Origin of the sequence: Streptomyces sp. NPDC088261 (genome assembly GCF_044740805.1) — a bacterium.
Classification (GTDB): domain Bacteria; phylum Actinomycetota; class Actinomycetes; order Streptomycetales; family Streptomycetaceae; genus Streptomyces.
Window position 1 is genome coordinate 282,748 of record NZ_JBIURL010000003.1, and the last position, 11,902, is coordinate 294,649.

General features: G+C 73.1%; 7 protein-coding genes. 5 read left to right on the forward strand and 2 right to left on the reverse strand.

What is annotated here, in order from left to right; genetic code table 11:
- The first annotated feature begins 68 nt into the window (after positions 1-68).
- From ACIODU_RS08515 to ACIODU_RS08535, 5 genes are all read left to right on the forward strand, one after another.
- The gene (locus tag ACIODU_RS08515; RefSeq protein WP_401765421.1) at positions 69-947 is read left to right on the forward strand and encodes a helix-turn-helix transcriptional regulator; all 879 of its coding nucleotides are present in this window, start codon (positions 69-71) and stop codon (positions 945-947) included.
- A 79-nt stretch (positions 948-1,026) separates the two neighbouring features.
- Positions 1,027-1,473, forward strand: coding sequence for a MerR family transcriptional regulator (locus tag ACIODU_RS08520; RefSeq protein WP_356431488.1), 447 nt, complete (start codon positions 1,027-1,029; stop codon positions 1,471-1,473).
- The gene (gene trxA, locus ACIODU_RS08525; protein ID WP_401765425.1) at positions 1,470-1,802 is read left to right on the forward strand and encodes a thioredoxin; all 333 of its coding nucleotides are present in this window, start codon (positions 1,470-1,472) and stop codon (positions 1,800-1,802) included. Before ACIODU_RS08520 ends, trxA begins: the two co-directional genes overlap by 4 nt.
- Positions 1,803-2,027: 225 nt before the next feature.
- On the forward strand, positions 2,028-4,391 hold the full coding sequence (locus ACIODU_RS08530) for a HelD family protein (protein ID WP_401765888.1): 2,364 nt from the start codon (positions 2,028-2,030) through the stop codon (positions 4,389-4,391).
- Between the two features lie 302 nt (positions 4,392-4,693).
- A complete protein-coding gene (locus tag ACIODU_RS08535; protein WP_401765427.1) occupies positions 4,694-6,796 on the forward strand; it encodes a SpoIIE family protein phosphatase in 2,103 nt (700 codons plus the stop codon).
- A gap of 180 nt (positions 6,797-6,976) precedes the next feature.
- Here the strand turns inward: ACIODU_RS08535 and glgB are convergent, their stop codons facing one another.
- Positions 6,977-9,403, reverse strand: coding sequence for a 1,4-alpha-glucan branching enzyme (gene glgB / locus ACIODU_RS08540; protein WP_401765429.1), 2,427 nt, complete (start codon positions 9,401-9,403; stop codon positions 6,977-6,979).
- Between the two features lie 880 nt (positions 9,404-10,283).
- Complete coding sequence (locus ACIODU_RS08545; RefSeq protein ID WP_356431495.1) at positions 10,284-11,732, reverse strand: maltokinase N-terminal cap-like domain-containing protein; 1,449 nt, start codon at positions 11,730-11,732, stop codon at positions 10,284-10,286.
- Positions 11,733-11,902 lie beyond the last annotated feature (170 nt).

Below are 11,902 nucleotides of genomic sequence, written 5' to 3' on the forward strand. Positions count from 1 at the left end.
CCACCGGGGGTCCGGTGGTACCCCTCTCGCGCGGCGCGGCGCCGCCCGCCCCGCCCTACGCTGGACGGATGAGCGACATGCCGTCCTCCGGCGGGGGCAACCCCGAGCTGCGGGAGTTCCTGCGCTCGCGCCGCGCGCGCGTCACCCCCGAGGACGCGGGGCTGCCCCTGCACGCCGGGGCGCGGCGGGTCCCGGGGCTGCGGCGCGAGGAGGTCGCCCAGCTGGCGGGGGTGAGTGTGGACTACTACGTACGGCTGGAGCGGGGGCGCGGCAGCAACGTCTCGGAGAGTGTGCTGGACGCCGTCGCGCGGGCCCTGCGGCTGGACGACACCGAGCGCGGTCACCTCTTCGCCCTGGCCAGGCCCACCCGTAAGCAGGGCAGGCCGCTGCCGCCCCAGCGCGTACGGCCCGGGATGTACCGGATCCTGGACACACTGACCGACACCCCGGCGCTGGTGCTGGGCCGCCGGCTGGACGTCCTGGCGTCCAACCCGATGGCGCGGGCGTTCTACACGGACTTCGAGGTGCTGCCGCGGCGGGAGCGGAACATGGCCCGCTTCCTCTTCCTGGACGAGGCGGCCCGCGACCTGTACGCCGACTGGGCCGCGTCCGCGCGCGGGACGGTCGCCGCCCTGCACCTCTACGCGGGGCGCAACCCCCACGACCCCCGGCTGGCCGAGCTGATCGGCGACCTGTCGCTGGGGGACCAGGACTTCCGCCGCTGGTGGGCGGACCATGACGTGCTGCGCCGTACGTACGGGAGCAAGCGGTACCACCACCCGCTGGTCGGCGAGCTGACGCTCGACTACGAGGCGCTCAACCCGACCGGTGACCCGGACCAGACCCTCGGCATCCACACCGCCGAACCGGGCAGCCCCTCGGCGCACGCGCTGAGCCTGCTGGCGGGGTGGACGCGGGAGCCGGCGGCCGGGCATTCCCCGGCTTGACCCCCGGCTTGACCCCTGTGTTGCCTGCTGCCCGTTGACCCTTGCCTTGACGTGGGCGTCAACCCTTACCGTCGTCCACATGCGCATCGGCGAGCTGGCGGAACGGGCGGGCACCACCACCCGGGCCCTGCGGTACTACGAATCACGCGGGCTGCTGCCCGCCCGGCGGGCGGTGAACGGCTACCGCACGTACGACGAGGACGATCTGCGGCTGCTCCAGCAGATCAGGACCCTTCAGGACTTCGGGTTCGACCTGGAGGAGACCCGGCCGTTCGTGGAGTGCCTGCGCGCCGGGCACCCGGCCGGCGATGCGTGTCCCGCCTCGCTCGACGTCTACCGCCGCAAGCTCACCGAGCTGGACGAGCTGATCGGCCAGCTCCAGTCGGTCCGCGCACAGGTCGGGGCGCAGCTGGCGCAGGCCGAGGCGGAACTCCCGGGCGGTCCGGAACCGCTCTGCGACCTGACGGACGCGCTTGCCCAGGGAATTCATCGAACTCATCGCACTCACGGAGGTACGAACGCATGATCACGATCGACGGAGTCGACGCCGTCACGGACGCGGACTTCGACACGGTGGTAATAAGGGCCGAACTGCCGGTCCTGGTGGAATTCACCGCCGACTGGTGCCCGCCGTGCCGGCAGCTCGCGCCCGTCCTGAGCGCCGTCGCCGCCGAGGAGGCCGGCCGCCTGAAGATCGTCCAGCTCGACGTGGACACCAACCCGGGGATCACCACGCGGTACGGCGTGCTCGCCATGCCGACACTCCTGCTGTTCCGCGACGGGGAGCCGGTGAAGTCGATGGTCGGCGCCCGGCCGAAGCGCCGCCTGCTGGAGGAACTGGCCGACGTGCTCTGACGCCTCTCAGGGCGCCTCCGAAGCCTTTCCGTCCGCCCCCGATCCCATTCGCGCGCATCAAAAAAGCCCCCACCGAATTGACGGTCGGGGCTTGCGTTCGCGTATATTGGTTGTTTCATGTCTTGAGCGCGATCTGTGGTCGATCTGTCGTTGATCTGCGTTAAAGACATGTCTCAAGTAATGGATGCAGCATATTGGACAGGGGCTCAATTGTCAACCGAGGAATTGCAGAACGAACAGCAATTCGTCACTCTCCTCTACGAGCGACTCGACGCCCTGAGGGAGCGGGCCGAGGACGCGGTGCGGGCCACCGCGGGAGAGGTCAGCACCGGTCGGCAGGCGAGGGTCGAGCGTGACATCACCGTGGCCGAGCAGTCCGGCCGCGTCTCGTCCCTCAACGCCGTCGAGTCCGGCCTGTGTTTCGGCCGGATCGACCTCGCCGACGACACCACCCACCACATCGGGCGCATCGGCATACGGCAGGACGACGAGGAACGCACCCCTCTCCTGGTCGACTGGCGCGCCCCCGTCGCCCGCCCCTTCTACCTCGCCACCGGCTTCGAGCCCATGGGCCTGCGGCGGCGCCGCCACCTGACCACCCGGGACCGCCGGGTCACCGCCCTGCACGACGAGATCATGGATCTCACCGACACCCGCCGCACGGGGTACGAGGACGCGGACGCCGACGCCGTCCTGCTCTCCGCGCTCAACTCCGCGCGTACGGGCCGGATGGCCGACATCGTCCAGACCATCCAGGCCGAGCAGGACCGCGTCATCCGCGCCCCGTACCGGGGTGTGCTGGTGGTCGAGGGCGGGCCCGGCACCGGAAAGACGGCGGTCGCGCTGCACCGGGCCGCGTACCTCCTCTACGCCTACCGCGAGCAGCTGGCCCGCCGCGCCGTGCTGATCGTCGGGCCGAACCCGGCCTTCCTCGGCTACATCGGCGAGGTGCTGCCCTCGCTCGGGGAGACGGGCGTGCTGCTGGCGACGACGGGGGAACTGTTCCCCGGTGTACGGGCCGTCGGGACGGACACCCCGGCGGCGGCCGAGGTCAAGGGGCGCCTCGCCATGGCGAAGGTGCTGGCCGAGGAGATCGCCGACCGGCAGTCGCTGCCCCGGCCGAGCATCGAGATCGCCCACGAGGACCACGGCACGCTCGTCCTGGACCGCGAGACGGCGGCCGAGGCCAGGCAGCGGGCCCGCGAGACCGGGCTGCCGCACAACCTGGCCCGGCCGGCCTTCGCCTTCCGGGTCATCGACGCGCTCACCGCGCAGCTCGCGGAGCGCATCGGCGCGGATCCGGAGGGCGGGCCCAACCTGCTGTCCCCGGAGGACGTGGCGCAGCTCGGCAAGGAGGTCGCCACCAGCCGGGAGGTGCAGGCGGCGATCGAGTCGCTGTGGCCGGCATTGACCCCGCAGCGGCTGGTCGCCGACTTCCTGGCCGCGCCCTGGCGGCTGGACGCGCGTGACGCGGCGGCCGTACGCCGTCCCGGGATCAGGACGGGCGCGGACGCGCCGATCGACTGGACGCCGGCGGACGTGCCGCTGCTGGACGAGGCGGCGGAGCTGCTCGGCGAGGACGACAGCGCGGCACGCGCCGCCGCCGCGCTGGAACGGCAGGAGCAGATCGCCTACGCGCAGGGCGTGCTGGAGCTGTCGTACGGCTCCCGTACGCAGGAGTTCGAGGACGAGGACGAGTCGGAGGTGCTGGCGGCCCACGACATCATCGACGCGGAACGGTTCGCGGACCGGCACGAGGAGGCGGACACCCGCAGCGCCGCGGAGCGCGCGGCGGCCGACCGGACGTGGGCGTTCGGGCACATCGTCGTGGACGAGGCGCAGGAACTGTCCGCGATGGCCTGGCGGTTGCTGATGCGCCGCTGCCCGAGCCGGTCCATGACACTGGTCGGCGACCCGGCGCAGACCGGGGACGCGGCGGGCTGCGACTCGTGGCAGCAGATCCTCCAGCCGTACGTCGGCACGCGCTGGGAGCTGTCCCGGCTCGGCGTCAACTACCGTACGCCCGCCGAGATCATGGAGGTCGCGGCGGAGGTACGGCGGCTCACGGACCCGCTCTTCGAGCCGCCGAGGTCCGTACGGTCGACGGGTACGGCCCCGCTCGTACGGGCGGTCGCACCGGCCCGAATGCCGTGCACGGCGGCGGAGTTGGCGGCCGAGTGGGGGGAGGAGCACCCCGGCGAGGGCCGCCTCGCGGTGATCGCGCCGCCCTCGCTCGTCCCGTCGCTCGGCGCCGAACTGCCCGACGCGTCCTGGGGTGTCGCCCCCGACCTGACCCGCCCGGTGGTCGTGCTCGACCCCCGCCAGGCGAAGGGGCTGGAGTTCGACACGGTGATCGTGGTCGACCCGGAGGCGATCCTGGACGGCTCGCCGCGCGGGACGAACGACCTGTACGTGTCCCTGACGCGGACGACACAGCGCCTGGCGATCGTCCGCAACGCGGAGGTTCCGTCGCGGCTGAAGTCGACCAGCGCGACCGGCACGAGCGGCGGGGAGGCGCCGGGGACGCCGGAGGTTCCGGAGACGCCGGGGACGCCGGAGGCGCCGGACGGGGAGCGGGGGCGCGGCTAAGGGCCGCGGTCCTCGTAGTCCCGGTGTGGCCCGCGGGGCCGCTTCACGGCGGCCGGGGGTCCGGACGCGTCCCGGCTCCGGGCCGGAGGTGGGCCGGCCGGGGGGCCGGAGGTGCCGGGCGGCGCGGGAGCGCGGCAGGTTGGTGCCGGGCGGTCGCCGGGGACGGTCCGGGGAGCCCCCGCCCGGGATGTCGCTGGTGTCGGTGGGGACTAACATCCACATATGGGTGATATTCGATCTGACCGGTTCGACATCCCCCTGGGGGAAGCGGGCGCTGGCGCGGCCCCCGGGGTGGTGTGAGCGTGGCGGAGGACGACGCCTCGATCACAGCGGAGATCGAACGAGCCCTGACGGACGTGGGAGGGGCCACCGGCGCGCACATCGGGGTCGTGTACCTGCTGGAGCCCGGGGACCGGGCCGTACGCATGGGCTTCGTGACCGGCCTGTCGCGGAGGGTCGCCGCGCCCTGGACCCAGGTGGCGCTCGCCTCGACGGTCCCGGTGGCCGAGGTGGTGCGTGAGGGGCGGCCGGTGTGGGTGCCCAGCCACACGGAGATGGCCCGCCGCTTCCCCCGTACGGCCCTCGCCCTGCCCTACCACGTGGCCCTCGGCGTCGTACCCCTGTCGTCCGGCACCACCCGCTGGGGCGCGCTGCTCCAGATCTGGCCCGGTACGCACCCGCCCGAGCTGTCCGACCGGGAGACGCGGGCGTTCGACGCGGGCGCCCGCCGCATCAGCGACCTGCTGCTGCGGGCCGCGGAGGAGGGGCGTCCGGTACGGCCCGCGGAGCCGCGCACGGTCGACCCGCCGCCGGCCCGGCACGCGGCGCCCGGGGCCGAACTCACCGAGCGCTTTCCGGAGGGCGCCTGCGCCCTGGACCTCGAAGGCCGCCTCACCTTCCTCAACCGGACCGCCGCCGAGCTGCTGGGCGGCACCCGCGACAGCCTGCTGGGGGCCCGGCCCTGGGAGGTGCTGCCCTGGCTGAACGACCCGGTCTACGAGAACGCGTACCTCGGCGCGCTGTTCAGCCGGCTGCCCGTCTCCTTCAGTGTCCTGCGGCCCCCCGACCGGTGGCTGGCCTTCCACCTCTACCCCGACGCCACCGGGGTCAGCGTCCGCGTCACCCCCGGCATGGCGCCCGGCGACGGGCACGACCCGGTCCTGACACCGGCGCCGGCCGCCGCGGGGAACGCGCGCCCGGGCGCCCTCTTCCAACTGCTGCACCTGTCGTCCGTCCTCACCGACGCCGTGGGGGTACGGGACGTGACGGAGACGGTCACCGACCAGATCATGCCGGTCATCAACGCCCAGGCATTGGCGCTGGTCACCGCCGACGCGGGGCGGCTGTCGGTGGTCGGCTTCCGCGGGTTCCGGAAGGAGATCGCGGTCGGCTTCGACGGCCTCGCGCTGACCGCGGACACGCCGGTCGTCCGGGCGGTCCTGAACGGCACCCCTCTCTTCTCGACGGACGGCGACGAACTCCGGCGTACGTCCCCGAACGTCCGACTGAGCCCGGAGAAGGCCTCGTTCGCGTACCTCCCGATGTTCGCCTCGGGGCGGACGATCGGCTGCTGCGTGCTGGGGTACGACCGGCCGCACGCCTTCCCGCCGGACGAGCGCACCGCCCTCATCTCCCTGGCCGGGGTGATCGCGCAGGCGTTGGAGCGGGCCCGGCTGTACGACTCCAAGAACCAGGTCGCCCTCGGCCTCCAGGCCGCGCTGCTGCCCCACGACCTGCCGAGGGTCCCCGGGCTCCAGGTCGCGGCGCGCTACCTCCCGGCGACGCGCGGCCTCGACATCGGCGGTGACTTCTACGACCTGATCCGGCTGGACGACACGTCGGTCGCGGCGGTCATCGGGGACGTACAGGGCCACAACGTGAACGCGGCGGCGCTGATGGGGCAGGTCCGTACCGCCGTCCACACGCACGCGAGCGCGGGCGCGCCGCCGGACGAGGTGCTCGCGCGCACCAACCGCCTGCTGATCGACCTGCGGTCCACGCTCTTCACGAGCTGCCTGTACGCCCACCTCGACCTGCGGCACCACCGGGCGCGGCTGGCGACGGCCGGGCACCTGCCGCCGATCCTGCGCCATGCCGACGGCCGTACGGAGATCCTGGACGTGCCGACCGGGATCCTCCTCGGCATCGAGCCGGAGGCGGAGTACCGGACGGTGGAGGTCCCGCTGCCGCCGGGCGCGGTGCTGGCGCTCTACACGGACGGGCTGGTGGAGGTCCCCGGCACGAACCTGGACACGTCGATCGCGGCGCTGGCGGGGCGGTTGGGGCGGGCGGACACGGGGTCGCTGGACGCGCTGTCGGAGGCGTTGGTGCGGAGGGCGGGGCGGACGCGGCAATCGTTCCGGGGGAGCGACGATATCGCGCTGCTGCTGTTGAAGGTGGCGTGAGGGGGGCGTCCTCAAGCGCCGGACGGGCTCGACGTGTCCTCAATCGCCGGACGGGCTGGCGTGTGTCCTCAAGCGCCGGACGGGCTTGATCTGTCCTCAGGGCCGGACGGGCTGGGTGTCCTCAAACGCCGGACGGGCTGGGGTTCCTGCCCGTCCGGCGCTTGAGGACACCCCGGAGGGTCAGGGAGTCGGGCGGAGCCAGATCGTGGACAGGGGGGGGAGCGTCACGTGGAGGGACGCCGCGTGGCCGTGGGACGGGGTCGACTCCGGCTTCAGCGGCTCCGGATTCAGGACGTCGCTCCCGCCGTACCTCGCCGCGTCCGTGTTCAGGACCTCCGTCCACGCCGCGTACCGCTCCGGCACCCCGAGGCGGTATTCGTGCCGGACCACCGGCGCGAAGTGCGACACCGCCAGCAGCGGCGACCCCGCCGCGTCGAAGCGCAGGAACGCGAACACGTTGTCCTCCGCCGCCCCGCCGTCCACCCACGAGAAGCCCTCCGGGGAGGTGTCCCGCTCCCACAGCGCGGGCGTCGCGCCGTAGACCGTGTTCAGGTCGCGCACCAGGTCCCGTACCCCCCGGTGGTCCGGCGCCGCCTCGTACGACGGGTCCAGCAGCCACCAGTCCGGGCCGTGACCCTCCGACCACTCCGCGCCCTGCGCGAACTCCTGCCCCATGAAGAGCAGTTGCTTGCCGGGGTGTGCCCACATGAAGCCCAGATAGGCCCGTTCGTTCGCGCGCTGCTGCCACCAGTCCCCGGGCATCTTGGAGACCAGCGCCCGCTTTCCGTGCACGACCTCGTCGTGCGAGATCGGCAGGACGTAGTTCTCGCTGTACGCGTACACCATGGAGAACGTCATCTCGCCGTGGTGGTACTTCCGGTGCACCGGCTCCTTGGAGACGTAGTCCAGCGAGTCGTGCATCCAGCCCATGTTCCACTTCAGCCCGAACCCGAGCCCGCCGAAGCCGTCGGGGCCGACGAGGTGGGTCGCGCGGGTGACGCCGTTCCACGCCGTGGACTCCTCGGCGATGGTCACCACTCCCGGGCAGCGGCGGTAGACGGTGGCGTTCATCTCCTGGAGGAACGCGACCGCGTCCAGATTCTCCCGGCCGCCGTGCTCGTTGGGGGACCACTGGCCCGCCTCGCGGGAGTAGTCCAGGTAGAGCATCGAGGCCACGGCGTCGACGCGCAGGCCGTCGATGTGGAACTCCTCGCACCAGAACACCGCGTTGGCGACGAGGAAGTTACGGACCTCCGTGCGGCCGTAGTCGAACTCCAGCGTTCCCCAGTCGGGGTGTTCGGCGCGCTGCGGGTCCTCGGACTCGTACAGCGGCCGCCCGTCGAAGCGCGCCAGCGCCCACTCGTCCTTGGGGAAGTGGGCGGGGACCCAGTCCACGATGACGCCGATGCCGGCGCGGTGCAGGGCGTCCACCAGGAAGCGGAAGTCGTCGGGGGTGCCGAGGCGGGAGGTCGGGGCGTAGAAGCCGGTGACCTGGTAACCCCAGGAGCCGCCGAAGGGGTGCTCGGCGACGGGCATCAGCTCGACGTGCGTGAAGCCGAGATCCTTGACGTAGGCGGGGAGTTGCTCGGCGAGCTGACGGTACGTCAACCCCGGCCGCCAGGACGCGAGATGAATCTCGTACACGGAGAACGGCGCCTCGTGCACGGCGCGGTCGGCGCGGTGCGCGAGCCACTCCTCGTCCTGCCAGACGTGGTGGGTGTCGGTCACGATCGACGCGGTGGCGGGCGGGACTTCGGTGCGGCGGGCCATCGGGTCGGCGCGCAGGGTGTGCGTGCCGTCGGGGCGGGTGATGTCGAACTTGTACAGCGCGCCTTCGCCGATGCCCGGCACGAACAGCTCCCACACGCCGGTGGCGCCGAGCGAGCGCATGGGCAGGCTGGTGCCGTCCCAGTAGTTGAAGTCGCCGGAGACCCTGACGCCGCGGGCGTTGGGCGCCCAGAGGGTGAAGCGGGTGCCGGTGACGCCCTGGTGGGTCATCGGGCGGGCGCCGAGCGCCTTCCACAGCTCCTCGTGGCGGCCCTCGCCGATCAGGTGCAGGTCGAGGTCGCCGAGGGCGGGGAGGAAGCGGTACGGGTCGTGGACCTCGACGTCGTCGACGCCGTCGGTGTCGCCGTAGCGGATGAGGAGGGAGTACGCGGGGACGGCGGGGAGGTCGAGGACACCGGAGAAGAAGCCGTCGCCGTCGTCGTGGAGGGGGGTGCGGGTGCCGCCGGGTCCGCCGGGTCCCTCGGGTCCGTCGGTGAGCACGGTGACGGCGTGTGCGTACGGGCGCAGGGTGCGGATGACGATGCCGCCGCCGGGGAGGGGGTGGGCGCCGAGGAGTCCGTGCGGGTCGTGGTGCGAGCCGCTGAGGAGGCGTTCGCGGTCGGTGGGGTCGAGGGGTGGGGCGGAGGGGTTTTCCGGGTTGGCCGGCGATTCCGGTGTTTCCGGGTTGTTCTCCTTGGCCTGCTTGGCCTGCTTGGCCTGCTTGGACTGTTTGGCCTTGGCCTTTTCGCCGCTCGCGGGCTTGCGGGGGCGGCCGGCGGGGGGCGCCGGGACGGACGGGGTGCCGGACGGGGTGTCGGGCGACGACGGACGGGCGGTCACGGGTGGTGCCTCCTCGTGGGGCGGGGTGAGGTGTCTCGGTGCGGTGCGCGGCCTGGGGCCTCGCGGTGTCCTCAATCGCCGGACGGGCTTGATTGTCGCGGGCCGCGGTGGGGATGCGCGAGCGGTCGGCGGGCGTGCGTGGCCTGGGGCCTTGCGTTGTCCTCAATCGCCGGACGGGCTTGGGGTTTGGCCTGGCGGTGGGGACGCGCGGGTCGCGGGTGGGTGTGCTTGGCCTGCGGCCTCGCGGTGTCCTCAATCGCCGGACGGGCTAGGTGGGCGCCCTTGCGGTGGGGATGTGCGGGCCGGAGGTGGGTGTGCTTGGCCTGCGGCCCCGGGGTGTCCTCAATCGCCGGACGGGCTTGATTGTTGCCCCTGCGGTGGGGATGTGCGGGCCGGAGGTGGGTGTGCTTGGCCTGCGGCCTTGCGGTGTCCTCAATCGCCGGACGGGCTTGATGGGTGCCCTTGCGGTGGGGATGTGCGGGCCGTGGGTGGGTGTGCTTGGCCTGCGGCCTCGCGTTGTCCTCAAACGCCGGACGGGCTTGATAGTGCCCGTCCGGGCACGCTTGATGGTGCTCAGTCCGGCCGGACTGATCGTGCGCGGCCCGGTGGGTCCGATGGTGTTCGGCCCAGACGGGGCGACCGTGTTCGGCCCGGACCGGGCGACCGTGCGGGGGCCAGACCGGGCGACCGTACTCGGCCCGGACCGGGCGGTCGTGCTCGGTCCAGACAGGTCGACCGTGCTCGGCCCGGACCGGGCGATCGTGCCCGGCCCCGCCGGTCCGAGGGAGTTCCCCGCAGCCGAGGTGAGCGCTCCCCGTCGCGGTGGCTGGCGAAACAAGCCCGTCCGGCGATTGAGGACACAGGCAGGTCGGCGGGATCGTCACCGCTCGCCCGCCAGCCGGCGAATCGCGGCCATCGGGACCGGGAGCCAGTCCGGGCGGTGGCGGGCCTCGTACAGGACCTCGTAGACCGCCTTGTCCGTCTCGTACGCCCGCAGCAGCTCCGGCTCCGCGCGCGGATCCGTGCCCGACGCCTGCGCGTAGCCCTCGCAGAACGCCGCGCGGCACCGCGTCGCCCAGTCCGCCCGCCACGGTTCGTGCGAACGCGCCGCGTAGTCGAAGGAACGCAGCATGCCCGCCACGTCGCGGACCGGTGGCTGCGGGCGGCGGCGCTCCGCCAGTGGTATGGCCGGTTCGCCCTCGAAGTCGATCACCGACCAGCGGCCGTCGGGGGTGCGCAGCGCCTGGCCCAGGTGCAGGTCGCCGTGGACCCGCTGGGCCGGGCGGCCCCGGGCCGCCTCGTCCAGGCCCGCGAGCGCGTCGAAGGCTGCCCGCAGGCCGGGGACGTACGGCATCAGGGCGGGGACCGCCTGCGCCGCCACGTCCAGGCGGGCCGTCATCGCGTCCGCGAACTGCGCCGTCTGCGCGCGGCCCAGCGTCACGGTCGGGAGCGCCGCGGCCAGCGCCAGATGCACCTCGGCCGTGGCCCGCCCCAGCGCGCGTGCCTCCGACGTGAACTCCCGGTCCGCGCCCAGCGCCGCCAGCGCCAGCTGCCAGCCGTCCCGCGACCCGCGCAGATACGGCTGGAGCACACCGAGGGTGAGCGTGTCGTCGCTGCCCGTCGCGTCGTCCGCCTCGAACCACGCCACCGGCGCCGGCACCCGGTCGCAGCCCTCCGCGGCGAGGGCCAGCGGCAGCTCCAGATCCGGGTGCGGGCCGGGGAAGACCCGGCGGAGGATCTTGAGGATGTACGCGTCCCCGTGGACGGCCTCGCCGCGGGCGTCCCCGTAGACGAGAGAAGAATTGGACTGCTCCGCGTCCAGCAGCTTTCCGTTCAGGGCCGCCGGGATCGGCCGCGCGCGCTCGAACCGCAGCGGTCCCCATGACCCTGGGTTGCGCAATCGTTCCAGCAGCAGCTCCGCGACCCGCGGGTCGTGCAGGCCCTCGTACACCGTGAGCCCGGCCAGCGGGCCCCGCGTCGCCCGGCCGAGGCGCGCCGCCGCCAGGTGCGGGGGCAGGGCCTCCCGGACGCCGAGCAGCAGCTGGTAGCAGTCGCCGGCCGAGGCGGAGACCCCGGCGGCGCCCTGTTCGACCCGTACCAGCAGGTGGAGCAGGGACGGGTCGCCCGGGTGCACGGGGCGCAGCTCGGTGACCGTCACCGGTTCAAAACCGGTGACCGGCCGGCCCTTGCCGGCGAACCAGCGCTGGCGGGGCAGCCAGTCGTGGAGCAGGGGGGCGAGCGATCCGAGGAGCGCCGCCGCGTCGGTGGGTGACACGGCGCGGTCGGAACCCCCGTACGGCGTGATCCGGGTGGATGCAGCCTTCGTCATGGCCTCGCGTCCTTTCCCCGGGCACACCACAGGATGCGCAGAGTGTCCCGGATTGCGGCATCTGCTGTCCGGCTGTGCGGGACGTGTCGGGTGACGATGATCCGTACGGACTCGATTCCGTACGCGTCGGACGTGGGGAACGTGCCCCGTGCGGGGCGGTGGAAACACCG